The 24465-nt window shown below is 64.8% G+C and carries 20 protein-coding genes and 1 tRNA gene; 12 read left to right on the top strand and 9 right to left on the bottom strand.

Translation table 11 applies throughout. The features are described 5' to 3' along the window. Nucleotide 1: 1 nt before the first annotated feature. Nucleotides 2-1798, top strand: a complete 1797-nt coding sequence (locus I3J27_RS24030; RefSeq protein WP_270160867.1) for a caspase family protein — start codon at nt 2-4, stop codon at nt 1796-1798. Nucleotides 1799-2015: 217 nt separating this feature from the next. On the opposite strand, the gene I3J27_RS24035 is transcribed toward I3J27_RS24030, so the two are convergent. Together I3J27_RS24035 and cysE are read right to left on the bottom strand one after the other, a co-directional pair. Beyond that, entirely contained in the window at nt 2016-2234 is a 219-nt protein-coding gene (locus I3J27_RS24035; RefSeq protein WP_007602550.1) for a DUF3126 family protein, read from the bottom strand. A gap of 125 nt (nt 2235-2359) precedes the next feature. Continuing rightward, complete coding sequence (cysE, locus tag I3J27_RS24040) at nt 2360-3184, bottom strand: serine O-acetyltransferase (RefSeq protein WP_270160868.1); 825 nt, start codon at nt 3182-3184, stop codon at nt 2360-2362. A gap of 289 nt (nt 3185-3473) precedes the next feature. On the opposite strand from cysE, the gene I3J27_RS24045 reads away from it, so the two are divergent. Next, nucleotides 3474-4850, top strand: coding sequence for a hypothetical protein (locus I3J27_RS24045; RefSeq protein WP_270160869.1), 1377 nt, complete (start codon nt 3474-3476; stop codon nt 4848-4850). On the opposite strand, the gene I3J27_RS24050 is transcribed toward I3J27_RS24045, so the two are convergent. Next, the gene (locus I3J27_RS24050; RefSeq protein ID WP_270160870.1) at nt 4836-5591 is read right to left on the bottom strand and encodes an alpha/beta fold hydrolase; all 756 of its coding nucleotides are present in this window, start codon (nt 5589-5591) and stop codon (nt 4836-4838) included. The two genes, I3J27_RS24045 and I3J27_RS24050, sit on opposite strands and share 15 nt — an antisense overlap. 34 nt (nt 5592-5625) lie before the next feature. After that, a complete protein-coding gene (locus tag I3J27_RS24055) occupies nt 5626-6762 on the bottom strand; it encodes a hypothetical protein (protein ID WP_270172873.1) in 1137 nt (378 codons plus the stop codon). Nucleotides 6763-7071: 309 nt separating this feature from the next. On the opposite strand from I3J27_RS24055, the gene I3J27_RS24060 reads away from it, so the two are divergent. Together I3J27_RS24060 and I3J27_RS24065 are read left to right on the top strand one after the other, a co-directional pair. Beyond that, on the top strand, nt 7072-7317 hold the full coding sequence (locus tag I3J27_RS24060; RefSeq protein WP_007602543.1) for a zinc-finger domain-containing protein: 246 nt from the start codon (nt 7072-7074) through the stop codon (nt 7315-7317). Nucleotides 7318-7336: 19 nt separating this feature from the next. Then, nucleotides 7337-8539, top strand: a complete 1203-nt coding sequence (locus I3J27_RS24065) for an FAD-dependent monooxygenase (protein ID WP_270160871.1) — start codon at nt 7337-7339, stop codon at nt 8537-8539. Nucleotides 8540-8667: 128 nt separating this feature from the next. On the opposite strand, the gene I3J27_RS24070 is transcribed toward I3J27_RS24065, so the two are convergent. Continuing rightward, a complete protein-coding gene (locus I3J27_RS24070; RefSeq protein ID WP_270160872.1) occupies nt 8668-9078 on the bottom strand; it encodes a twin-arginine translocation pathway signal in 411 nt (136 codons plus the stop codon). A gap of 173 nt (nt 9079-9251) precedes the next feature. Here I3J27_RS24070 and I3J27_RS24075 point away from each other — a divergent pair. Continuing rightward, a tRNA-Leu gene (locus I3J27_RS24075) sits at nt 9252-9340 on the top strand. Between the two features lie 34 nt (nt 9341-9374). Here I3J27_RS24075 and I3J27_RS24080 read toward each other — a convergent pair. Then, on the bottom strand, nt 9375-10706 hold the full coding sequence (locus I3J27_RS24080) for a hypothetical protein (protein WP_270160873.1): 1332 nt from the start codon (nt 10704-10706) through the stop codon (nt 9375-9377). 342 nt (nt 10707-11048) lie between these two features. Between I3J27_RS24080 and I3J27_RS24085 the strand changes: the two genes are divergently transcribed. Together I3J27_RS24085 and I3J27_RS24090 are read left to right on the top strand one after the other, a co-directional pair. Next, on the top strand, nt 11049-12299 hold the full coding sequence (locus I3J27_RS24085) for a multidrug effflux MFS transporter (protein WP_270160874.1): 1251 nt from the start codon (nt 11049-11051) through the stop codon (nt 12297-12299). Nucleotides 12300-12353: 54 nt separating this feature from the next. Then, nucleotides 12354-12494 carry a hypothetical protein gene (locus I3J27_RS24090; protein ID WP_270160875.1) on the top strand — a complete coding sequence of 47 codons (141 nt, stop codon included), beginning with the start codon at nt 12354-12356 and terminating at the stop codon, nt 12492-12494. A gap of 9 nt (nt 12495-12503) precedes the next feature. Here I3J27_RS24090 and I3J27_RS24095 read toward each other — a convergent pair whose 3' ends face one another. From I3J27_RS24095 to I3J27_RS24105, 3 genes are all read right to left on the bottom strand, one after another. Beyond that, the gene (locus I3J27_RS24095; protein WP_270172874.1) at nt 12504-14099 is read right to left on the bottom strand and encodes a glycosyltransferase family 39 protein; all 1596 of its coding nucleotides are present in this window, start codon (nt 14097-14099) and stop codon (nt 12504-12506) included. Nucleotides 14100-14314: 215 nt separating this feature from the next. Further along, nucleotides 14315-15931 carry an ABC transporter substrate-binding protein gene (locus I3J27_RS24100; protein WP_270160876.1) on the bottom strand — a complete coding sequence of 539 codons (1617 nt, stop codon included), beginning with the start codon at nt 15929-15931 and terminating at the stop codon, nt 14315-14317. Nucleotides 15932-16054: 123 nt separating this feature from the next. Continuing rightward, entirely contained in the window at nt 16055-17665 is a 1611-nt protein-coding gene (locus I3J27_RS24105) for an ABC transporter substrate-binding protein (RefSeq protein WP_270160877.1), read from the bottom strand. 263 nt (nt 17666-17928) lie between these two features. Between I3J27_RS24105 and I3J27_RS24110 the strand changes: the two genes are divergently transcribed. The 5 genes from I3J27_RS24110 (at nt 17929) to I3J27_RS24130 (ending at nt 24459) form a co-directional block, all read left to right on the top strand. Continuing rightward, the gene (locus I3J27_RS24110) at nt 17929-19059 is read left to right on the top strand and encodes a M20/M25/M40 family metallo-hydrolase (RefSeq protein ID WP_270160878.1); all 1131 of its coding nucleotides are present in this window, start codon (nt 17929-17931) and stop codon (nt 19057-19059) included. Nucleotides 19060-19224: 165 nt separating this feature from the next. Further along, the gene (locus tag I3J27_RS24115; RefSeq protein ID WP_270160879.1) at nt 19225-20166 is read left to right on the top strand and encodes an ABC transporter permease; all 942 of its coding nucleotides are present in this window, start codon (nt 19225-19227) and stop codon (nt 20164-20166) included. 20 nt (nt 20167-20186) lie between these two features. Further along, complete coding sequence (locus I3J27_RS24120; protein WP_270160880.1) at nt 20187-21074, top strand: ABC transporter permease; 888 nt, start codon at nt 20187-20189, stop codon at nt 21072-21074. 14 nt (nt 21075-21088) lie between these two features. Continuing rightward, nucleotides 21089-22738, top strand: a complete 1650-nt coding sequence (locus I3J27_RS24125; RefSeq protein ID WP_270172875.1) for an ABC transporter ATP-binding protein — start codon at nt 21089-21091, stop codon at nt 22736-22738. A gap of 215 nt (nt 22739-22953) precedes the next feature. Beyond that, a complete protein-coding gene (locus I3J27_RS24130; protein ID WP_270160881.1) occupies nt 22954-24459 on the top strand; it encodes a M81 family metallopeptidase in 1506 nt (501 codons plus the stop codon). Nucleotides 24460-24465 lie beyond the last annotated feature (6 nt).

The raw sequence follows: 24465 nt of genomic DNA on the forward strand, positions 1-24465 counted from the left end.
AATGGGCGCGCTTCGGTTTTTTGGTTTGATCGTCCTCGCTGGCTGGCTCGGGTGCGGCTCCGCGCACGCCGAGAAGCGCGTCGCGCTCGTCATGGGCAACTCGGCCTACAAGAACGTGGCGAAGCTCGCGAACCCCGCGAACGACGCCGCGCTGGTCGGCGGCATGTTCAGGAAGGCCGGGTTCGATACGGTCGACGTCAAGCTCGACCTGAACGTCGCCGAGATGCGCAGGGCGCTGCGCGACTTCGGCGGCAAGGCGCGCGAAGCGGACGTTGCGGTGGTCTATTATGCCGGCCACGGCATTGAGCTCGACGGGACCAACTACCTGATCCCGACCGACGCGACGCTCGAGACCGACAGCGATGTCCTCGACGAAACGCTGCCGCTCGACCGCGCACTGTTCGCTGTCGAGCCGGCCAAGCAGCTCCGCCTCGTCATCCTGGATGCCTGTCGCGACAACCCGTTCGCCAAGACCATGAAGCGCACGGTTGCCTCGCGTGCCATCGGCCGTGGCCTCGCCAAGGTCGAGCCGACCAGCCCGAACACCATGATTGCCTTCGCGGCGAAGGCGGGCTCGACCGCCTCGGACGGAGATGCCAGGAACAGCCCGTTTGCCGCCGCTCTGGTCGAGCGTCTGCCGATGCCGGGGCTCGATCTGCGCAAGGCTTTCGGCTTCGTGCGCGACGACGTGTTGAAGAATACCGGATACAAGCAGGAGCCTTATGTGTACGGCTCGCTCGGCGGCGATGACGTGGCGCTCGTCCCTGCCAAACCGGTGGCCGCCGGGCCGCAGGCCAATCCAGACAGCGAAATCCGCCGCGACTATGAACTGGCGCTCCAGCTCGGCACGCGTGATGTGTGGACCGCTTTTCTCAATCGATATCCGAGCGGGTTTTACACAGATCTGGCGAAGGCACAGCTGAACCGGATTGCTGCCGAGGATGCGCGTGCAATGGCTGCGGAAAAGGCCAGGCAAGCCGAGGACGAGAAGGCTCGGCTGGCATCCGACCACGCCAAGAAGGCCCAGCAGGAGAAAGCCGCCGCCGCCGCCAAAGCCGCTGAGGACGCGCGGATCGCGGCGGAGAAGGCCAAGCAGATCGAGGAGGCCAAGGCCGCCGCCGCCGAGCAGCGCCGCAAAGACGCCGAGGCCGCAGCGGCCAAGGCGACGGCCGACAAGCAAGCGGCCGAGAAGCAGGCGACTGAGAAGCAGCAAGCTACCGACACCGCGCAGAAGGTTGCGGCTGTCGCACCAACCTCATCGCAGCCGAGCCTGTCGCCGCAAGAGACGGCGAAGCTGGTTCAGTCAGAACTGCGCCGCGTCGGCTGTCTGGCAAACGCTGCTGATGGCGACTGGAATGCGTCATCGCAGCGCTCGCTGACGCTGTTCAACAAATATGCGGGAACGAAGTTCGACGCCAAGCTCGCGAGCTTCGACGCGCTCGACGCGATCAAGGCCAAGCCGGGCCGGGTCTGCCCGCTGGTGTGCGATCACGGCTTCAAGGCCGATGGCGACACGTGCACGAAGATCGCCTGCCGCACCGGCTATCGCGTCAATGACGACAATGAATGCGAAAAAGTCCAGGACAAGAAGCCCGTCGCGACCCGCGAAGATGCCAAGCCGCGGGACAACGAGAGGAAGAAGAGCGAGGCTGCGCCCGCGAAGCCGCAGGCGGCTGGGCAGTTGATATGTAATAGTGCGGGCTGCCGTCCGGTAAAGCCTGGATGCCGGGTGGTACCCTATCAGCAATTCAAGCATGGGACGGTTAGTAACGGCCAGCCGCAAGAAGAGTGCAACTAGCGCGTTAGTGGCGGCTCATGCGAGGGTGCTGGTACTCTTGTCGTTAAAGCCTCGTGGCGCATCGCGTCAGGCGGGCGCCAAACCCACCGAGCAAAGCGGTCGCAGCACCGCTCGGTCAAGCGACCTCATCGTGCAGACGGCATCATCGTTGCCGACGCCGCGGCTCGGCTGCTCGTTCTCGGAAGAGATGAAGTTGCGGGCCTGCGAAGCAGACCGCCTATTCCTGATCGACGAGATCGTCCTCGAGGATCGCCATCTGGAACTGGAACGAGCGATCATCGTCCTCGTCGTCGACGAACAGCACGCCGATGAACTCCTCGCCGATATAGACCTCGGCGGAATCGTCCTTCTTCGGCCGCGGCACGACGCGAATCTTGGGATTGCCGAACACGCGCTTCAGATAGGCGTCGAGCTTCCTTACTTCCTTGACGTCCACGGCAAGTCTCCAATCGAAATCTGGGTTGGCGGGGTTTTAGGACGAGACGCGACGAACCGCCAGCATGAATTGCCAAAGAATTTGGGGACGAAAAGGGCCGGAGAATCCGGCCCTTACGTGCAAGCTCAAAGCCCCATCGCGTTGATCATCTGATCCATGGTGCGCGACGGCTCGGCGCAGCCGGCTTCGCCGACGATCTTGGCGGGCACGCCTGCAACCGTGACGTTGTGCGGCACGGGCTTGACCACGACCGAGCCCGCGGCGATGCGCGCGCAATGGCCGATCTCGATGTTGCCGAGGATCTTTGCGCCGGCGCCGATCAGCACGCCGTGACGGATCTTCGGATGACGATCCTCGTTCTCCTTGCCGGTGCCGCCGAGCGTGACGCCGTGCAGGATCGAGACGTCGTCCTCGATCACAGCGGTCTCGCCGCAGACGAAGCCGGTGGCGTGGTCGAGGAAGATGCCACGGCCGATCCGCGCGGCGGGATTGATGTCGGTCTGGAACACCGCCGAGGCGCGGCTCTGGAGGTAATACGCAAAGTCCTTGCGCCCCTTCAGCCAGAGCCAGTGCGCGAGGCGATGGGTCTGGAGCGCGTGAAAGCCCTTGAAGTAGAGCAAGGGGTCGATGAAGCGCGACGTCGCGGGATCGCGGTCGTAGACGGCGACGAGATCGGCGCGGAAGGCGTTGCCGAGATCCGGATCGTCGCGCAGCGCCTCGTCAAAGGTCTGGCGGACCAGATCGCCCGACAGCGCGGAATGATCGAGGCGGTCGGCGACGCGATGGATCACCGAATCTTCCAGACGGCTGTGATGCAGCACCGTCGAATAGATGAAGGTCGCAAGCTCGGGTTCGCGATGGACGATGTCCTCCGCTTCGCCGCGGATCCGATCCCAGATCGGATCGAGCGTTGCGAGCTTTCCTCCCGGATTGACCTGATGCACTGCCATGGATTTTCTCTCTGGGATCTGCTCGTTCGAATTGGCCGGTTTTGTTGGCTCTATAGCACAGTCTAGGCGACAAAGTCCCGACGGGCTTGCCTGAGAGTGAACAGCACCTTGCGCCGCGAAAGCAGGCCAACGCGTTGAAACACAACAGCTTCTTCTGACGCCCCCAACCGGCAAGGTTGGCTAAAAATGGTCAGGGTTTTGGCAAATTCAAGCCGTGCCGCGTCAAACTATTGGTGAATTCTCTCCCGACCCTTATTGCGGGCATGGTCCCGGCGACGACGGAGCGGATTTGACCACCACCACCGACCATTTGCGCGCGCGCGCCGCTGATACCTTCTGGCTCCGGCTGGCGGCGGCGGCCCTCCCCCTCCTCATGATCGCGCCGGCGTTCTGGAACGGCTACCCGCTGTTGCAGTGGGACACCGGCGGCTATCTGGCGCGCTGGTATGAAGGCTATCTCGTCCCCAGCCGCTCCACCGTATTCGGCCTCTATCTGCACTACGGAGAAGGCTTCGGCTTCTGGATCAACCTCGCGGTTCAATCGCTGGCGACGCTATGGCTGCTGCAGCTCACCTTGCGCGTGCTAGGCTTGATGCAGACCTTCCGCTTCGTCGCGATCAGCCTGCTCCTGATCCTGTCGACCGCTCTGCCCTGGCTGGCGAGCATGCTGCTCACCGACATCTTTGCCGGGCTCTCGATCCTGTCGCTATTCCTGCTGGTCGTCGGCGGGCAGCGGATCTCGGTGCTCGAAAAGATCTCGCTGTTCGTCTTCACCGCCTTTGCCGCCGCCACCCACAGTGCCACGCTCGGCGTGCTGCTCGGGCTCTGCGTCGCCGGCTGGATGGCGCGGCCGTTCGTCGGACGTCGCCTCCCGGTGGCAGGATTGGCGCAGGCGAGCCTGACCATCGTCGTCGGCGGGGTGATGCTGGTGTCGGCCAACCATGCGCTGTCAGGCAAATGGGCGTGGACGCCCGGCGGCTATGGCGTCGCCTTCGGCCGCATGATGCAGGACGGCATCGTCGCGCGCTTTCTCAACGACCATTGCCCGCGCGAAAAGTTCAAGCTCTGTCCCTATCGCAACGAATTGCCGGCGACCGCCGACGAGTTCCTGTGGGGCAAGAGCATGTTCAACACGCTCGGCAGGTTCGAAGGCATGAACGACGAGATGGGATACATCGTCGTGCAATCGCTCGCCGACTATCCGGCCTGGCAGGCCGGCGCCGCCTTGCGGGCGATGGGCCAGCAATTCCTGCATGTGGCGACCGGCGAAGGCACCAATGGCTGGATCCCACATACCCGCGGCATCATCGAGCGCTACATCCCGGCGCAGGCCGCGCCGATGCGCGCCGCGCGCCAGCAGAACTGGGGTCTCGATTTCGGCACCATCAACTGGCTGCACGTGCCGGTCGCGCTGACCTCGATGCTGGCGCTGGTCGTGCTGCTCGGCCATGCGCTCGCGAGGCGCCGGCTGGACGATCTGACGCTGCTGGCGGCGACCGTGACGCTGGCGCTGCTCGGCAACGCCTTCATCTGCGCCGTCATCTCCGGCCCACACGACCGCTACGGCGCGCGGATGGTCTGGGTTGCGACCTTCGTGGTGCTGATGGCGCTGGCGCGCCGCTTTGGCGACGACACGCCTGTGGACGAGACCTCAGCCGCGGCGTGACAGAAAGTCGAGCACGCCGGTCTTGTAGACCTTGTCGCCGACCGCGCGCATGTGATCGCGCCCCGGAATATCGAGCACTTCCGAGCCCGGAATGATCGCGCCGAGCGCGCTGGCGGATCCCGCAACGTCGTCGGTGCTGCCGACCGCGATCAGCACGGGCACCTCGATCCGCGCGGCTTCCCCCTTCGTCATGAGATCGCGCGTGCCGCGCAGGCAGGCGGCGAGCGCGCGATGGTCGGAGCGGGTCTGGTCGGCGAACGCGCGGAAGGTACGCCCGACGGGATCGGTGACGTCATCCAGCGAGGGCGCCTCCAGCGCTTTCGCCACGTTCTCGCCGGGCCCGGTGCCCTCGATCAGGCCGCCAATGCCGATGCCGCCGAGGATTGCCGAGCGCAGGCGCTGCGGCTCGTTGAGGGAGAGCCAGGCCGCCATCCGTCCGCCCATCGAATAGCCCATGATGTCGGCTTGCGGGATCGCGAGATGATCCATCAGCGCCAGCACGTCGCCGGCCATGGTCGGGATCGAATATTGCGCGGGTTCGTAGAGCTTGGCGCTTTCGCCATGGCCGCGATTGTCGAGCGCGATGACGCGGCGGCCGTTCTTGCGCAGTTCCGAGACCCAGGTCGGATAGACCCAGTTCACGTTCTTGCTGGAGGCAAAGCCGTGCACCAGGATGATCGGATCGCCCTCGCCTTCGTCGAGATAGGCAATTTCAACGGCGCCGTTGTGAAAGCTCGGCATCAGCAATTCCGCGATGTTGGGGGGAAGGTTGATCTTAGGCCGTGGCGGCCGAATTCGCCAGAGCAGCTTCGGCTGCGATCCGGGCCCGGCGAAGGCGCCGCGCCCGTCTGCGATCGCACCAGGCCTGTGTCATCCGCTCGGTTGTCGCCTTGATGGAGGAGAGAAGGCCGAACAGTGTCAGCGCCGCACCGAGCAGCCAGAGCGTCAGATCGAACGCGCCGCCGATCAGCAGCAACGCACCGCGGCCGAGCAGCTTCATGATCGCGCGGGTCTTGCTCCCTTGCGCTTCCGCAAGCCGCGCCGCACGCGCGACGTCCTTCGGGCCCTCGGCGATGCGCAGCGTATCCATGGCGCCGCGCGTGCCGGTCTTTTCGGCCACGCGCGTGACGTCCTTGCCGAGCCGAACCAGCGCCCCCGCCTTCTCGACGCGGAACGCGGCCTTGATTGCGCTGACGGTCTCGCCGGGGCGGAACACCGAACCCTTGGCGACCGCGTTCTGGAGCATCGGCCCATCGACGACCTCACGCGCGGACCGGCCGGCCCACACGGCAAGTCCCTCGCCGAGCCGCCCGACCTTGCGCGCGTCCTTCACCAGCGTCAGCCCGGCGCGAACAGGCGCAGCACCGCCGACGGAGACGTAGGTCACGGCCGTCACCGCAAGGCCCGCGGTGGCAAGACCGAGCACGAGATGGTCGGTGTCCTCGCCCATGGCCAGGTGCTTGCCCTCGCGCACGACGTCCCTGATGTCGCCGATCACGAAGAGGTCGCCGGCGACGGTTCCGGACAGGCTCGCAACATCGTCGGCGTTGCCGGTGACGAGGCCGGTGGCAAATCGCTTGGCGAAATGCGAGGTGGAGTTTTCGTCCCTAACCGCGTCGTTCACGCGGCTCAGCAGGTCGTCGGGCAGCGCGATGTTGCGGTCACGCGCGAGCGAGACAAAGCTGTCGGCGAGATCGGCGTCGCCCGCGGCGAGTGCGGCCTCGATATTGTCCTGAACCAGGCGGTCGTTCTGCCGCAGCAGCGCGTCGAGCTTGAGCTCGGAGAGCACGGCCGGGTCGTCCTGGGCGGCGAGGATCGCACCGGCCTCGCGGGCATGCGGTGCTACCTGCGCGAGCAGGAAGCTGCATGCCGCAAGTCCGGTCAACGCTGTGCTGATTCGCAGCCACTTCATGTGGAAAACCTGGAGGGTCATGAGACCGGTTCGCGCCTATTGATCCCGTCTTTGGTCGCAATTGCGCGCCTCACCAGACATAGTATGCCCAAATTGCGACACAACGTCCCCGACGAAAGAAGGGCTTCTCTCAGGCCGCAAGATTGTGTCGAATTTGCATGAGCAAATGAGCATGGGGCAATTGCGGAGCTTTCGGTTCCGCTGGACTAGCAATCATCTGCACCCGCCAGTATGGTCCGCGGCGCCTCAAAGATGCCGCGTCAGTTTTCGATTGTGTCTGCCGCCATTGCCACTCCAGGATGAACTACGATGTCCGACCATGTCGTCCCGCACTTCCATAACGATGCCGGTGTTCCCGTCATCGAGATCGGCTCGCAAGAGTTCATGTGCGTCGGCGCCAACCCTCCGTTCGATCATCCGCACGTGTTCCTGGACCTCGGCAACGACAACGAGATCATCTGCCCCTACTGCTCGACGCTGTACCGTTTCGCCGCAGACCTGAAGGCCGGCGAAGCCCGCCCGCCGGAATGCGTGCTGAAGGACAAGGTGGCCTGACCGCGTCCATCGGTCAGGGGTGACGCTCTCCCGAACGATTGTCATCGCCGGTGCCGGCGTCGGTGGACTGACGGCCGCGCTTGCACTTGCGGCCCGCGGCCTTCGCATCGTGGTGCTGGAAAAGGCCGAGCGACTCGAGGAAGTCGGCGCCGGCCTGCAACTCTCCCCCAATGCCAGCCGCGTGCTGGTGGAGCTCGGCCTCACCGAGCGCCTCAAGCTGCGCGCCGTCACGCCTGAGGCGCTCTGCGTCATGAGCGCGCGGGCCGGCGGCGAAGTGCTGCGCATGCCGCTCGGCGAAGCCGCTTCTGCGCGGGCCGGCGCCCCCTATTGGGTGGTGCACCGTGCCGACCTGCAATCCGCGCTGGCCGGCGCGGTCGCCGACCATCCCGACATCGATCTGAAGCTGGGCGCGACCTTCGAGGATGTCGCCCCCCACGCCAAGGGACTGACGGTGGTCCATCGCAGCGGCACCATCCGGCGTAGCGATCTCGCCAGCGCGCTGATCGGCGCCGACGGCGTCTGGTCGACGGTCCGCCAGCATCTGTTTCCCGAGGTGCAGCCGCGCTTCTCAGGCCTGATCGCCTGGCGCGGCACGCTCGATGCCACGCAACTGCCGAAGGATTTTACCGCGCGGCGGGTGCAGCTCTGGATGGGTCCGAACGCCCATCTCGTCGCCTATCCGATCTCGGGCGGACGCCAGATCAACGTGGTTGCGGTGCTGCCCGGCACCTGGAACAGGCCCGGCTGGAGCACGCAGGGCGATCCCTTCGAGGTGATGGATGCCTTCGCCGCGCCGCGCTGGCCACCGCCGGCAAGGATGATGCTCACCGCCGTCGACAATTGGCGCAAATGGGCGCTGTTCGGCGTACCCGACGGCTGCCCCTGGAGCCAGGGACCGATCGCGCTGCTCGGCGACGCCGTGCACGCGATGCTGCCGTTTGCCGCCCAGGGCGCCGGCATGGCGATCGAGGATGCCGCCGTGCTCGCGCAACATCTGAGCCTCGAGACCGCCGGGAGCGCAGCCGGCATCGCCGCGGCGCTGACGCAATATGGCCGCGCGCGCCAGGCGCGGGTGCGGCGGGTGCAGCGGACCGCGCGGCAGCAGGGCCGCATCTATCATCTCAGCGGGCCGCTCGCGATCGCGCGCGACCTTGCGATCCGCGCGCTCGGCCCGGAACGCATGCTGGCGCGGCAGGACTGGATCTACGGCTGGCGGCCTTGACGGCGGGCATCGGCTCGGCGCACGGCGCTAAAGCGCGATGAGATTACGATGAATCGTCATCGCGCTTTAGGTTGTTGTTTGAGCATGATCTTTTCGGAAAACCGCTTCGCACTTTTCCGGATCATGCTCTAACGGATTTTCGGGGCGGGCTTGATGACCGGGCGCTGCGGAGCAGCGGCCGCCGGCGGTGCATCGGGTGGCGTTTCCCGGCACTTGTTGCGACGCCAGGCGTCGTCGGCAAGCTGTGCCGAGCCGCGCACCGCGACGTAGTCGTTGCGGTAGGCGAGCTCGGACACCACAGCCCCGCCGGTCCCGGTCTCGGCCTTGTCCATCAGCTTCTGCAAGTCGGCGGTGCGGCTGGCGAGCGACTTGCGCTCGGCCTCGAGCTGCTTGCAGTCGTACAATTCGTACTTGCCGGGATCGGCAAAGGCCGGTGCGACCGTCTCGCTCATGCCGGCGCAGCCGGACAGCGCGGCGCCCGCGAGCAGCACAACGAGCGCGCCGCAATAGCGCAGCGGTGAGGAAAGCGAAGCAGCCATGCCGGATGAATAGTCCCCGTGGATTGAGAATGCCTAAAGCAGCAACAGATGTCCGGATTGAGGCTTTGCCTTGTGCGGCCGCCTCGCTTAAGGAAGAACCACCCACCCGGCCAGCGAAGCGCCAATTCCAGACGGCCGAACGTGGACTTAAGTGTTTGATCTCGTTGGATCAAGCGGGCATGGCGGAATTGGTAGACGCAAGGGACTTAAAATCCCTCGGCGCGCAAGCGCTGTGCCGGTTCGACCCCGGCTGCCCGCACCAACGGAGCTGATGGGCCGGAGCCGGACGACCTTCGTCAGGATTGGGCGGCTTCCCGCTCCAGCCGCTCCGGCGCCGCGCGAAAGTCGAGCAGCAGAATCCAGAAGCCGATCAGTGCGATGATGAGGAGGATGAAGCTGCCTTCGAAGACCGTCCCCAGAAGCGAGATCAGGGTCGGAAAGGCGAGACCGGCGGCGAGGAAGGCCGCGAGTGCCACAGCCGGAAGATCGACGATGAGAACCGCTGCATAGAGCGCGAGCTCGAAGAAGGCATATTCCTTGAGGCGCGGCGAGCAGAGATAGAGCGCGAACATCGCGAGCACCGTGATGCGCATGGCGGCGCGGGGATGGTCCATCAGCCAGCGATCCAGTCGCGAAGGAAGCCATTCCCCTTCCCGCGCCGGCCGGCTCGCGACCGCACGGAGGATGGACACGGCGAACGGCACCAGCACGAGCGCCGACGCGGCGAGCGCATAGATGGCGAACGCGGCCGGCTTGCTGTCACCGAGGCCGAGATGGTCCATGAGGTCCCGTGCCGCCAGCAGCAGCGACGGGTTTAGCTCGAAGAGATCGACGAGATGCTGGTCGGGGATCTTGCCGGCCATCGCGAGCTGCCAGCTTGCGAACAGATCCGGGTAGCCCAGCCGCGATATCAGGATCGGCAATGCGAAGCCGAACGTCGCCGCCGCGATCAGCGTCAGCTTGCGGCCGCGCGGCAGCGGCAGGAAATAGAGCGCGGCCAGCACTGGGAAGAACACCAGCTTGAACGACATCACGAGGCCGAGCAGCGCAGCGCCCGCGAGGCGCAAGGCGAAGCTCGGGTCCTCTGACGCTTCAGATGCGAGTGGAAGAAGCAGAAGCCTCAGGGCGATGGCGGTCAGCATGCCGCTCAGGATGGCAAAGTTGCCGGTCGCTTGCACCCATTCGAAACCGACGAACGCGCCGAGCGCGCAGAGCACCCTGAGCGCAACATCGCGCGCGCTCGGGCGGGTTCGGCCGAGACCCGGCAGCAGCAACCCGCAAAGCACGGCGAGGACAGGGAAGATGCTCTTGAAATGATCGACCAGAATGCCGCCGGCGCAGAACGGACGGAACACGTCCAGCGTCACCGGCAGATAGGGATAAGAGAGCTTGGTGCCCTTCAGGTTCTTGACGACGTAGGGATCGAGCCCGCCGGCATGCGCTTCGACCGCCGCGCAATTGACGCGGGTGTCCCAGCCATATTTCGTGTCGAGCCTCGCGTCGTTGGCGAGATTGCCGAACACCAATAGCGCGGTCAGTGCGATCAGGCAGGCGAGCCAGATGTTCCGCCGCGACGCCGTGTCGGCCGAGGGTTCCAACCATCGTGCTGCACCGGTGACGTCGGACACAATCGGATACCCTGTTGGCTGGTTTCTCCCGGCGTCCACGCGGCGCCCGGTCCGACCACCATGGACAGGTTGGGTTGCGGATTCATCTCCCCGATGCGCGGCGCTCGCCGTTATGGTGAATCCCTGGTTGCCAGCGCTCTGCTTAAATGGCGCACCGCGGGTCGACTGGCGCTCGGCCTGCCCCGATCCGGCGGCGCACGCTCATGTTTCAGCGGGTTGCCTGTCGCGCCCGGTTCACCAATTCTTGTCCGGCCCCCTCCCGTCTGCCAGCCATCCCGAAACATGGGTTGTGCGACGCAGCATAAACGATCAAAAAGCCTCAGATTTTCAGAGGTGAGCTGCTTGTCCGACGTCAATGCCGACGATTGGGTGTCCTCGGGACACCGCCCCATGGGTTTTCCGGAATTCGTCATCGTGATTGCCTCCATCATGGCGCTCAACCCGCTTGCGATGGACATGATGCTGCCGGCGCTGCCCAACATCGGGACAGCCTTCGGCATTCCCAACGCCAACCATCTTCAGCTGGTGCTGTCGACCTTTCTGATCGGCTTCGGTGCCGGCCAGTTCGTCATGGGGCCGTTGTCGGACCGCTTCGGCCGTCGCCCGGTGCTGCTGGGCGGCATGGCGGTCTATGCGGTGGCGAGCGTGCTGGCGATTGCGGCGCCGTCGTTCGAGACGCTGCTGCTGGCGCGCGCGCTCCAGGGCTTCGGCACTTCGGCGACGCGCGTCATCGCCACGTCGATCGTGCGCGACTGTTACGTCGGCCGCCGCATGGCGAGCGTGATGTCGCTTGCGATGATGATCTTCATCGCCGTCCCCGTGGTCGCACCCTCGTTCGGACAGGCGGTGCTGCTGGTGACGCAATGGCGCGGCATCTTCGTCGTGCTGATGCTCTACGGTCTGCTCGCGCTCGCATGGAGTGTGCTGCGGCTGCCGGAGACCCTGCCTGAAAGCGAACGCAGGTCGCTCGCGCCGGCCGACGTGCTCGCCGCGTATTGGCAGACCGTAACCAACCGCCAGACCATCGGCTACGCGCTCGCCGCCGGCTGCGTCATGGGTGCGCTGTTCGCCTACGTCTTCGCGGCCCAGCAGGTGTTTGTCGGCATCTATCACCTCGGGCGTTATTTTCCGCTCGCCTTTGCCGCGATCGCGGCCGGCACCGCCGTCGCCGGCTTCCTCAACGCCAGGTTTGTCGGGACCCTCGGCATGCGCGTGATCTCGCACGGCGCGCTGACGCTCTACACGGCGGTGGCGGGCGTGATGCTGCTGACGGAGAGCCTCGGCATGCTGCCGCTCTCCCTGTTCATGGTGCTCTCCGCCCTGATGATGTTCTCGTTCGGGATGATGGTCGCGAACTTCACAGCGCTCGCCATGGAGCCGCAGGGCCATATCGCCGGCACCGCCTCCTCGCTCTACGGCTCGATCACGACGCTGATCGGCATCGTGGTCGGCATGGCGATCGGCCAGAGTTTTGACGGCACGCTGCTGCCGTTCTCGGTCGGATTCTTCGCATCGACGCTCGCCGCGCTTGCGATCGTGCTGATGGTGGAAAAGGGGCGGCTGTTCAAGCCACATCATCGTCCCATCGGCTGAGGAACTTCCCGGCCGCGTCGATGTTGTCCTGCAGCAATTCGAAAGGCCGCCTCAATGGAACCGAAACGCCGCGAAGATCATACTGCCCCGGATCGGACGGAAACGGAGCGCACGACGCCGAGCAGCGAACAGGCCGCGTTCACCGCGCCCTTCGCCAGCGAAGGCCTTGAAAGCGTGCGCGACAGCCATTGCTGAACGCGCCCCCTACTTCGCAGCCCGGCTGCTCGAACTGAATTCATCGGCAGCGCTCTCGGGCGCCGTGCGCCCTCCGCTCGGCGGCACCATCAGCACCACCAGATCTCGCGTGACGCCGGCCCTGCCCCACAGCGTCGCCTGCACGGTGAATTCGCGCTTGACGAAGTGTTCGGCGCGGCCGGACACCCATTCCATCCATCGATTGCAATAGTCTTGGCCGCGGAAGCAGAGCGCGGCCCAGCCGCGGTCGAGCGTCGTCCTGCGCGGCAAGCCCCAGGTGTATTGGTACTCGAACGGCCGCGCGTAATGCGGATGATCGGGGCTGTAGAACGCCGTCGCGAAGGCGAGCGAATCATCACCGCTCACGGCACTGAGCGGCTCGCCGGTCAGCTCGCGCCACTGGCGTGTCAGCTCCTTCGCCGTCTCCGCGTAGAAATTCCGCCCCTCTTCATAACCGTGATTGTTACGATAGACGGCGTGGATCGGCGCAGCGATCAATACGGCGGCAAGCGCGACGCCGGCGGTGATCACCGTGACGTTGACGGTATAAAACCGTTCGATCGGGTAGCGCGCACCGCAGACCACGAGCACGACAAACAGGAACAGGCCCTGCAGCGCCCACAGCGAAGGCAGATCCGTGCCCATCGCCAGCGATGTCAGCGCCGGCAGCGCAATCGTGCCGATCGCGATATAGAAGAGAAGCCGCAGAGCCGGGCTCATCGCGGCGAAGTCGGCAGGAAATTGCTTCAGCCGCGTGCCGGCGATGAGCACCCAGAGCGCGGCCGACAGGCTTCCCGCCGCCGCCAGCCCCAACAGAAAATTCTTCACCTCGCCGAGCGAGGTGACGGCATCGCCGCTGGCGTGGTTCAGCGCGTAGGTGAAGGTCGAGGCACCCGTCGTCGCGACCCAGTAGATGTGCGGCGAGAGCACCACGAGCCCGGTAACGACCGATATCCAGGGCGAGGCCGAGGTGAAGTAGGCCCGTCGCGCCGGATGGACGATCGCGGCAAACGCAAAGCTCGCGACGAGAAAAACGGAATAGTATTTGCCGACCATCGCCAGCGCCGCCGAGCACGCCGCGGCGACCGCCCATAGCGCGGCGCGGGTTTCGAACGCACGCAGGAAACACCAGGTCGCCAGAGGCCACGTCGCCAGCAGCACCGAGTTGGCGTTAAAGCGCTGAGCATGGAACTGATAGGCCGGCGTCAGCATCAACAGCAGCAGCACCAGGATGCGCTTGTGTCCGGTCACGAACTGCCGCGCGATCAGATCGACGAAGAACAGCGCAAGTCCCGCATTCGCCATCGCCATCAATTGCAACGACCAGTCACTCGGCGGAAAGACGAAGGTCCAGGCCGCCACGACCCAGCCCATCAGCGGCGGGTGCTTGTGATAGCCCCATGCGAAATGCTGCCCCAGCGTCCAGGCCTCGAGCGTGTCGGGATGCAGGCCACCGCCCGCATAGGCGACGACCAGATAGAGCGTCCAGATCGCAACGAAGCTGACCAGGAGAAGCGGCACGGCCCAGCCTGCCTCGACCCCATCGAGCCAGCGCAGGAAAGGCCGGCGCCATTGCGCCGGGGCGCGATCGGACCGTTCGGCCATCGCCTGGAATGCAAAATCGATCGGCAAGGGACTCAAATCGGCTAAGAAAATGATGCGGCCGGACGGCACATCTATTTCACAATCGAAACAAATAGCAATGACCGGAAACTGGAAGGGTTAAAGACAGACGCGAAGCTGACAAACGAAAACGGCGCCGCGGATAGCAGCGGCACCGCATGATGATTGGGATCAAAGGCGCGAAATGCGCCCTCTCCTTACTCGGTCTTGTCGATGTTCCAGAACACCGGGGTCGCCGGGCCGTCGATGACACCGGTCAGCGATTTGCGCCAGGCGGTGGGCGCCTGATACTGGCCGAGCGGCATATAGAGCACCTGATCGTAGGCTTCCTTCTGGATCTCGGCCGCGACCTTCTTCCGCTCGTCGAGCGAGGCAGCCCGAACGAAGGTGTCCTTGAGCTGCTCGATCCTGGCGTTCTCCGCCCAGCCGAACCAGCCGCCCTTCTTGCCCTGCCCGCCGACAGCGACGTTGGAGATCGGGTTGTCGACGTCGGCGCTGACCCAGTTCGTGATGAACATGTTCCAGCCGCCCTCCTTCGGGGGCTTCTGGCTGGCGCGACGGCTCACCACCGTCTGCCAGTCGGTGGCCTGCAGGTCGACCTTGAAGCCGGCCTCGCGCAATTGCTGGGCGACCACGATCGGCTGAGCCTTCAGCGTCAGCACGTCGCCCGGGGCCATCAGCACCACAGGCGTCCCGTCGTAACCGGACTCGGCGAGCGCCTTTTTGGCCGCGGCCATGTCGCCGCCCTTCGCAAGAGTCTCACCGCCAACCTCTGTCGCGAACGGCGTGTCGCAAATGAAGGCCGCGGCGCACGTCTTGTAGTACTTGGGATTGCCGATCAGCGCATCGAGCACGTCCTTCTGCTTGATCGCAAGGAATGCTGCACGGCGGACCTTGACGTTATCGAACGGTGGATGAAGGAAGTTCATCCGCGCGCCGGTCTGGAATCCGAACTTGTTCAGAATCTCGACCTTGAGGTCCTTGTCGGCTTCAATGGCGGGCAACATTTCAATGGCGGGATTTTCCATGAAATCGATGTCGCCCGACTGAAGCGCGTTCAACGCCGTCTGCGCGTCCGGCATCGTAATCCATTCGACGCGGTCGATCTTCACCACCTTGCCGCCGGCGGTCCAGCTCGCAGGCTCCTTGCGCGGCAAATAGTCGGTGTTCTTGACGTAGACCGCCTTCACGCCGGGCTGGAATTCAGCCTGCACGAACTTGAAGGGGCCGGAGCCGATCTGCTCGGGGATCTGCTTGTCCACCGGCGTCTCGGCGAGACGCTTCGGCATCATGAAAGCGACCCGCGAGGACGGCTTGCCGATCGATTCCAGCACGAGCGCGTACGGCTCCTTCAGCTTCAGCGTGATGGTCTTGGCGTCGGTCGCCTCGATGCTCGCGGTGAACAGCATCATCTGCTGGCCCATGCCATCGACGGCGGCCCAGCGCTTCAGGGAGGCAACGCAATCTTCCGCGGTGACCGGCGTACCGTCATGCCACTTCAAGCCGTCGCGCAGCGTGAAGGTGTAGGTCAGCTTATCGTCGGAGATCTTCCAGTCCGCCATCTGCGGCTGGATCTTGAAGTTCGAATCCGTCGCGATCAGCGTGTCATAGACCATGTAGCCGTGATCACGCGAGATATAGGCGCTGGTGAAGATCGGATCGAGGATGCGCAGATCCGAATGCATCACCGCGGCAATGGTCTTGCCTGCGGCAAGAACCGGCGAGGCTGGTGCCGAAAGCCCGAGGACTGAAAGCGACAAAGCTGAAATTGCAAGTGTGGAGACGAACGTCCGGCGCCGCATGAGTTGGAACACTGAAGCTCTCCTGGAAAGTTTCTTGGGAAGTTTCTTGGAACGTTTCTCCTGGCGAGCGGCGCCGCTGATGACGGCGGCGCCGCGTGATGATCGGGATAAGAGGCGCAGGAATGCGCCCTCCCCCTACTCCGACTTGTCGACGTTCCAGAACAGCGGCGTTGCCGGGCCGTCGAGCACGCCGCTCAGCGATTTGCGCCAGCCGCTCGGCAGCAGGTACTGCCCGAGCGGAATGTAGATCACCTGCTCGTAGGCTTCCTTCTGGATCTCGGCGGCGATCTTCTTCTGCTCGTCGACCGAGGACGCGCGGACGAAGGTGTCCTTGAGCTGCTCGATCTTGGCGTCTTCCGCCCAGCCGAACCAGCCGCCCTTCTTGCCCTGGCCGCCGATCGAGAGATTGGCGATCGGGTTGGAGACGTCGGCCGCGACCCAGTTGGTGAAGAACATGTTCCAGCCGCCTTCCTTCGGCGGCTTCTGGCTGGCGCGGCGGCTCACCACCGTCTGCCAATCGGTCGCCTGCAGGTCGACCTTGAAGCCGGCTTCGCGCAGCAACTGGGCCGCAACGATGGGCTGCGCCTTCAGCGTCGTGACATCGCCCGGCGCCATGACCACGACCGGAGTGCCGTCATAGCCGGATTCGGCGAGCGCCTTCTTGGCTTCCGCCATGCCGTTGCCCTTCACCAGGGTCTCGGCGCCGGCGTCGGTCGCGAGCGGCGTGTCGCAGATGAAGAACGCGCCGCAGACCTTCTGGTATTTGGCGTTGCCGACGAGCGCGTCGAGAACGTCCTTCTGATTCATCGCCAGGAAGGCGGCACGGCGCACCTTCACGTTGTCGAACGGCGGATAAAGGAAGTTCATCCGGCCGAGCGTCTGGAAGCCGAACTTGTTCGAGACCTCGATCGTGATCTCCTTGTTCGCCTCCAGCAACGGCAGCATGTCGTAGGGCAGATTTTCCATGAAGTCGATGTCGCCCGACTGCAGCGCGTTCACCGCGGTCTGGGAGTCCGGCATGGTGATCCATTCGACGCGGTCGACCTTCACCACCTTGCCGCCGGAGGTCCAGCTCGACGGCTCCTTGCGCGGCACGTAATCGGTGTTCTTGACGTAGACCGCCTTCACGCCCGGCTGGAATTCCGACGCCACGAACTTGAAGGGACCCGAGCCGATCTGCTCCGGAATCTGCTTGTCCGCCGGCGTCTCGGCGAGGCGCTTCGGCATCATGAAGGCGACGCGCGAGGACGGCTTGCCGATGGAGTCGAGCACGAGGCCGTAGGGCTCCTTCAGCTTGAGCGTGATGGTCTTGGCGTCGGTCGCCTCAATGCTCGCGGTGAAGTCCAGGAGCTTCTGGCCCATGCCGTCGACCGCGGCCCAGCGCTTCAGCGAGGCCACGCAGTCTTCCGCCGTCACCGGTGCACCGTCATGCCACTTCAGGCCGTCGCGCAGGGTGAAGGTGTAGGTGAGCTTGTCGTCGGAGATCTTCCAGTCCGCCATCTGCGGCTGGATCTTGAAGTTCGAATCGGTCGCCACCAGCGTGTCGTAGACCATGTAACCATGGTCACGCGTGATGTAGGCGGTGGTGAAGATCGGATCGATGATACGCAGATCCGAATGCATCACCGCGGTGAGGGTCTTGCCGGCCGCAAACACCGGCGAGGCCATCGCCGTGGACAGCGCGACGACCGACAGCGCAAGTGTGGAGGCGAACGCGCGACGCCCCCGGCGCATCAAGCTCAACATAAAGTCTCTCCTGACGTGAAACTGTTCAAAGGCAGGTTATTGATTGAGCATCAGGTTCGTTCCTTAGGCGAACTAACCTCATGCAATACCTTTATCTTTCGAGACTTGCAGACAGTCTTGAGCGCGTCAATCCGGTTTCGGTGCAGCCCATGGCATCGCACGCACGGGCTCCACAAGGTTCGGTTTGGCTCTACAACTCTCCACTCGTCCTGTCCGCGCCAATGCAATGCGCGTTCCATCTTCGAAGCTTGAGAGACATTAAGATGAATCCAGCCAACCTTCCCTTCGATTCCGAGGCGATGCTCGAGGGCCTGCGCACCTGGGTGGAATGCGAGAGCCCGACCTGGGACACGGGTGCCGTCAACCGCATGCTCGATATCGCAGCGCGGGATATGGCGATCATGGGTGCGACGATCGAGCGCATCGCCGGCCGCCAGGGCTTTGGCGGCGTCATCCGCGCGCGCTTTCCCCACCCGAAGCAGGGCGAGCCGGGCATCCTGATCGCCGGCCACATGGATACCGTTCATCCGGTTGGCACCATCGAGAAGCTGACATGGCGGCGCGAGGGCAACAGATGCTACGGCCCCGGCATCTACGACATGAAGGGCGGCAACTACCTCTCGCTGGAAGCGATCCGGCAGCTCGCGCGCGCCTCGTTCACGACACCGCTGCCGATCACCGTGCTGTTCACGCCGGACGAGGAAGTCGGCACGCCCTCGACACGGGACATCATCGAGGCGGAAGCCGCGCGCAACAAATATGTGCTGGTGCCCGAGCCCGGCCGCGCCGACAACGGCGTCACCACCGGACGTTACGCCATCGCGCGATTCAACCTCGAGGCGACGGGACGACCGAGCCACGCCGGCGCGACGCTCTCGGCGGGCCGCTCGGCGATCCGCGAGATGGCGCGGCAGATTCTCAGCATCGACGCGATGACGAGCGAGGATTGCACCTTCTCGGTCGGCGTCGTGCATGGCGGACAATGGGTCAATTGCGTTGCCACGACCGCGACCGGAGAAGCGCTCTCCATGGCCAAGCGCCAGGCCGACCTCGATCGCGGCGTCGAGAGGATGCTGGCGCTCTCCGGCACAACCAATGATGTCACCTTCAAGGTGACGCGCGGCGTGACGCGGCCGGTGTGGGAGCCGGATGCCGGCACCATGGCGCTGTACGAAAAGGCGCGCGGCATCGCCAAATCGCTCGGCGCCGAGCTGCCGCATGCGAGCGCGGGCGGTGGTTCCGACGGCAACTTCACCGGCGCGATGGGCATTCCCACGCTCGACGGCCTGGGCGTGCGCGGCGGCAACGGCCACACGCTGGAAGAGTATATCGAGGTCGAGAGCCTCGTTGAGCGTGGTCGGTTGATGGCCGGCCTGCTCGCGACGCTGGAATGAGGGCATCGCAGACACTGCCGCACGGCCGGGCTCGCTCCACGGCATGACGGCCATGTGTCGTTTCGGCGACCGATGGCACGGGAATTGCTGAATTCTTGGGCCGGTGGCAGAACCATGCCATGATGGTAAGCACTGCCGATTTGACTCTAATCTGACGGATCCCACTTGCTCGGATATCTCCTTCGCCGAATCTTCGCCGCCGTGCCCGTCATGGGCGTCGTCGCGCTGTTCGTGTTCCTGCTGCTGCGGCTGACGCCGGGCGACCCTGCCGCGATTCTCGCGGGCGACAACGCGACGCCCGAGCGGCTGGAACGCATCCGCACCTCGCTCGGCCTCAACGAGCCGCTGATCGTGCAGTTCATCACCTGGGTCAACAAGCTGCTGCACGGCGATCTCGGGACCTCGCTGATCTCCAATTTGCCGGTGATGAAGATGATCGGCCAGCGCGTCGAGCCGTCGATCTCGATCGCGCTGTGCACCATCATCCTCGCCGTCATCGTCGCCGTTCCCTTGGGGGTGATCGCTGCGTGGAAGCACGGCACCTGGATCGACCGGTTCGTGATGGGGCTGTCCGTGCTCGGCTTCTCGGTGCCGGTATTCGTGGTCGGCTACATCCTGATCGAGGTCTTCGCGATCGATCTGCGCTGGGTGCCGGTGCAGGGCTTCCGCAGCATCTTCAATGGTTTTGGACCGTTCTTCGAGCGCATCATCCTGCCGACCTGCGCGCTGTCCTTCATCTATATCGCGCTGATCGCGCGCATGACGCGGGCGGCAATGCTCGACGTGCTGGGTGAGGACTACGTCCGAACGGCGCGCGCAAAGGGCATCAACGAGGTCGCGGTGATGATGCGCCATGCGCTGCGTAACGCCGCCGTCCCCGTCATCACCGTGATCGGCACCGGCTTTGCGCTTCTGATCTCCGGCGTCGTCGTCACCGAGAGCGTGTTCAACATTCCCGGCATCGGTCGTCTCACCGTGGATGCGGTGCTGGCGCGAGACTATCCGGTGATCCAGGCGATGATCCTGCTGACGTCTCTGATCTACGTCGTCGTCAACCTCCTGATCGACGTCGCCTACACGCTGCTCGATCCCCGGATCCGGTACTAGGGCCAAGGATAACAACAAGAATGTCGGTCGATACCCTTCCCCAGTCGTCCATTCCGATCACGTCGCCGCTGCGGCCGCGCTTCGGATTCCTCACCTCGACGCCGATCATCGCGACGGCGACGATCCTGCTCGCGCTGATCGTGGTGATCTCGATCCTCGCGCCGCTGATCGCACCGCATGATCCGATCCAGCTCGCGCCGTCGCAACGGCTCAAGCCTTCGTCGGTCCAGTTCCTGCTCGGCACCGACGCCTATGGCCGCGACCTCCTGTCCCGCGTCATCTATGGCGGCCGGATCTCGCTGCTGATCGGCATCGGCTCGGCGATCCTGTCGATCGTGATCGGGCTCGCGATCGGCCTCGTCTCCGGCTTTTTCAAGCTGATCGATGCCGTCCTGATGCGAATCATGGACGGCCTGATGGCGATGCCGAGCATCCTGCTCGCGATTGCCGTGGTGTCGCTTTCCGGCGCCAGCCTCTGGACCGTGCTGATCGCGATCACGATCCCTGAGATCCCGCGCGTGGCGCGTCTGGTGCGCTCCGTCGTTCTGTCCGCGCGCGAAGAGCCTTACGTCGAGGCCGCGATCTCGGTCGGCTCGTCCTTGCCGAAGATCATGTGGCGGCATTTGATGCCGAACACGATCGCGCCGCTGATCGTCCAGGGCACCTATGTCTGCGCGTCCGCGATCCTCACCGAGGCCATCCTCTCCTTCCTCGGCGCCGGCATCTCGCCGGAGACGCCGACCTGGGGCAACATCATGGCCGAGGGCCGCCAGTATTTTCAGCTCAAGCCGACGCTGATCTTCTGGCCGGGCCTGCTGCTCTCGATCGCCATCCTCAGCATCAATCTGATCGGCGACGCCGCCCGCGACGCCCTCGATCCCCGCATGAAGCAGCGGGAGGGCAAGTGATGGGCAATCAAGTGATGAGCAACGTCGTTCTCGACATCAACAACCTCGCCGTGTCCGTCGGCAAGAAGCCGAATGGACCAAAGATCATCGACGGCATCTCGATCCAGGTCCGCGAGCGCGAGACGCTGTGTCTCGTCGGCGAAAGCGGCTCGGGCAAGTCGGTGACCTCGCTCACCACGATGGGCCTCTTGCCGAAGGGCACGCTGGTTCCGACCGGCGGCAGCGTCAAGCTGGTCGGCGAGGAGATTCTCACCGCGACCGACCGCCGGCTGCGCCAGCTGCGCGCGACGCAGATGGCGATGATCTTCCAGGAGCCGATGACCGCGCTTAATCCCGTGGTTCCGGTCGGCCGCCAGATCGACGAGGTGCTGCGCGCCCACACCGATCTCGACGCAAGAGCGCGGAAGAAGCGCATCCTCGACATGATGGAGCAGGTGCGCCTGCCCCAGGTCGAGCGCATCTTCGCCTCCTACCCGCACCGCCTCTCCGGCGGCCAGCGCCAGCGCATCATGATCGCGATGGCGCTGGTGCTGGAGCCGAAGCTGCTGATCGCCGACGAGCCGACCACCGCGCTCGACGTCACTACCCAGAAGCAGATCCTGACCCTGATCCGCGACCTCCAGCGCGATCACGGCACCGCCGTCCTGTTCATCACCCACGACATGGGCGTTGTCGCCGAGATCGCCGACCGCGTCGCGGTGATGCGGCAGGGCCGTCTGGTCGAGACCGGTCCGCTCGACACCGTGCTGCGCAATCCGACCATGGAATACACCCGCAATTTGCTTTCAGCGGTGCCGAGCCTGGTGCCACGCGCGGCGCGGCCCGAGACCAAAGAGCCGGTGGTGCTGGAGGCCAACGAGCTCAGCAAGGTCTATAAGGAGCGTGCGTTCTTCGGCAAAGGCCGCGAGGTCGTCGCCGCCGACAAGGTCACGCTCACGCTGCGCAAGGGCCGCACGCTCGGCATCGTCGGCGAGAGCGGCTCGGGCAAGTCGACGGTGGCGCGCTGCATCGTGCGCCTGATCGATCCGACCTCGGGCGGCGTGCGTCTCGCCGGCCGCGAGATCGCCGACATCTCGCGCCGCCTGCTGCAGCCGCACCGGCAGAAGATCCAGATCGTGTTCCAGGATCCCTACCGCTCGCTCAACCCGCGCATCACCGTCGGCGAGAGCATTGCGGAAGGCCCGATCAATTACGGCACCTCGCATACCGAAGCGATGAAGCGGGCTCGCGAATTGCTCGAGCTGGTCGGCCTGCCGGCCGATGCGGTGTCGCGCTATCCGCACCAGTTCTCCGGCGGTCAGCGCCAGCGTATCGCCATTGCGCGCGCGCTCGCGCTCGATCCGGACGTGCTGGTCGCGGACGAAGCGGTCTCCGCACTCGACGTCTCCGTGCAGGCGCAGGTGCTGGAACTGCTCGACGAGATCCAGACGCGGCTCGGCATCGCCATCCTGTTCATCACCCACGATCTGCGCGTCGCAGCGCAAATCTGCGACGAGGTCGTGGTGATGCAGCACGGCCGCGTCGTCGAACAGGGCCCGGCTGCCGAAGTGTTGACGCATCCGAAGGAGGCCTACACCAGGGCCTTGCTCGAGGCAGCGCCCGGCCGCAACTGGGATTTTTCGAACTTCCGGCCGGTGTCGGAGGGCGTGGCGGCGAGCGCATAGCTCTCTCCCCCTCGTCATTGCGAGCGAAGCGAAGCAATCCAGAATCCCTCCGCGGAAAGACTCTGGATTGCTTCGCTACGCTCGCAATGACGGTGTGCGCGGTACACATTCCCAAAACAGCTTGAGGCCATGCGCGGCGCGATTGCTTCCCGGCTTGCTCTCGCCGCAAGCACAGGGCTAACGTCGCGCACTTTCAATCGCCTGGACTTGAATTGATGACACGTATCGCCGTCGGCGGCTTCCTGCACGAGACCAACACTTTCGCGCCGACAAAGGCGACTTTCGCGGATTTCCAGCATGGTGGCGGCTGGCCGGCGATGACTGAAGGACCCGACGTGCTGAAGGTGATGCGGCGCATCAATGTCGGCCTCGCCGGTTTCGTCGACAACGCAGAGGCCAATGGCTGGGAACTCATCCCCACGATCGCGTGCGCTGCAAGCCCGTCCGCTCATGTCACCCAAGACGCCTTCGAGCGGATCGTGAAGGTCATGGTCGACGGCATCGCGGCCGCCGGGCCGCTCGATGCGGTCTATCTGGACTTGCACGGGGCGATGGTGACCGAGCATCTCGACGATGGCGAAGGCGAGATTTTGGCGCGCGTGCGCCGCGTCATCGGCAAGGATGTTCCGCTGGTCGCGAGCCTCGATCTCCACGCCAACGTCACGCCCGCAATGATGGACCATGCGGACGCGCTGATCGCCTACCGCACCTATCCGCATGTCGACATGGCCGAGACAGGCCGCGCTTCCGCCCGCCACCTCGCCCTGCTGCTGAAGACGAAGCAGCGCTTCGCAAAGTCGTTCCGGCAATTGCCGTTCCTGATCGCGATCAGTTGGCAATGCACCAACGACTTCCCCACCAAGGGCATCTACGAGAAGCTCGCCGCGCTCGAGAGCGATGCGGTTCCGACGCTTTCCTTCGCACCGGGCTTCCCCGCTGCCGATTTCCGCGATTGCGGACCGAGCGTCTTCGCCTATGGCAAGACGCAAGAAGATGCCGACCGCGCCGCGGATGCGATCGTCAAGCTGATCGAGAGCCACGAGGACGATTTCGACGGCAAGATCTGGACGCCCGACGACGGCGTGCGCCACGCCATGGAACTCTCGAAGAGCGCGAGCAAGCCGATCATCATCGCCGACACCCAGGACAATCCCGGCGCCGGCGGCGATTCCGATACCACCGGCATGCTGCGCGCGCTGGTGCGCAACAAGGCCAGCGCTGCGACCGGCGTGATTTACGATCCGGAATCGGCCAGGGCCGCGCATGCGGCCGGCGTCGGCGCCACCGTGACGCTGTCGCTCGGCGGCAAGTCCGGCATTCCCGGCGACGAGCCCTATCGCGAGACTTTTGTAGTCGAAAAACTCTCCGACGGCCGCTTCACCGCGCCCGGTCCCTATTACGGCGGCCGCGAGATGGAGATGGGTCCCTCCGCCTGTTTGCGCATCGGTGACGTCCGCGTCGTCGTCTCCTCGCACAAGGCGCAGCTCGCCGATCAGGCGATGTACCGCTATGTCGGCATCGAGCCGACCGAAGAGAAGATTCTGGTCAACAAGAGCTCGGTGCACTTCCGCGCCGATTTCGAGCCGATCGCGGAAAAGCTGATGATCTGCGCCGCGCCCGGCGCGATGCCGGCCGACACGGCCTCGCTTCCCTGGACGCGCCTGCGTCCGGGCATCCGCATCAAGCCGAACGGCCCCGCTTTCACTCCCTCCTCACGCTAACCGGAC

The sequence above is a fragment of the Bradyrhizobium xenonodulans genome (genome assembly GCF_027594865.1).
Classification (GTDB): domain Bacteria; phylum Pseudomonadota; class Alphaproteobacteria; order Rhizobiales; family Xanthobacteraceae; genus Bradyrhizobium; species Bradyrhizobium xenonodulans.

Excerpts from the sequence above, each read along its gene's own strand:
- I3J27_RS24030 (WP_270160867.1), top strand. The coding sequence starts at position 2 with ATGGGCGCGCTTCGGTTTTTTGGTTTGATCGTCCTCGCTGGCTGGCTC.
- cysE (WP_270160868.1), bottom strand. The coding sequence starts at position 3,184 with ATGGCAGTGCATCAGGTCAATCCGGGAGGAAAGCTCGCAACGCTCGAT.
- I3J27_RS24050 (WP_270160870.1), bottom strand. The coding sequence starts at position 5,591 with ATGCCGAGCTTTCACAACGGCGCCGTTGAAATTGCCTATCTCGACGAA.
- I3J27_RS24055 (WP_270172873.1), bottom strand. The coding sequence starts at position 6,762 with ATGAAGTGGCTGCGAATCAGCACAGCGTTGACCGGACTTGCGGCATGC.
- I3J27_RS24060 (WP_007602543.1), top strand. The coding sequence starts at position 7,072 with ATGTCCGACCATGTCGTCCCGCACTTCCATAACGATGCCGGTGTTCCC.
- I3J27_RS24070 (WP_270160872.1), bottom strand. The coding sequence starts at position 9,078 with ATGGCTGCTTCGCTTTCCTCACCGCTGCGCTATTGCGGCGCGCTCGTT.
- I3J27_RS24090 (WP_270160875.1), top strand. The coding sequence starts at position 12,354 with ATGGAACCGAAACGCCGCGAAGATCATACTGCCCCGGATCGGACGGAA.
- I3J27_RS24095 (WP_270172874.1), bottom strand. The coding sequence starts at position 14,099 with ATGGCCGAACGGTCCGATCGCGCCCCGGCGCAATGGCGCCGGCCTTTC.
- I3J27_RS24105 (WP_270160877.1), bottom strand. The coding sequence starts at position 17,665 with ATGTTGAGCTTGATGCGCCGGGGGCGTCGCGCGTTCGCCTCCACACTT.
- I3J27_RS24110 (WP_270160878.1), top strand. The coding sequence starts at position 17,929 with ATGAATCCAGCCAACCTTCCCTTCGATTCCGAGGCGATGCTCGAGGGC.
- I3J27_RS24120 (WP_270160880.1), top strand. The coding sequence starts at position 20,187 with ATGTCGGTCGATACCCTTCCCCAGTCGTCCATTCCGATCACGTCGCCG.
- I3J27_RS24125 (WP_270172875.1), top strand. The coding sequence starts at position 21,089 with ATGAGCAACGTCGTTCTCGACATCAACAACCTCGCCGTGTCCGTCGGC.
- I3J27_RS24130 (WP_270160881.1), top strand. The coding sequence starts at position 22,954 with ATGACACGTATCGCCGTCGGCGGCTTCCTGCACGAGACCAACACTTTC.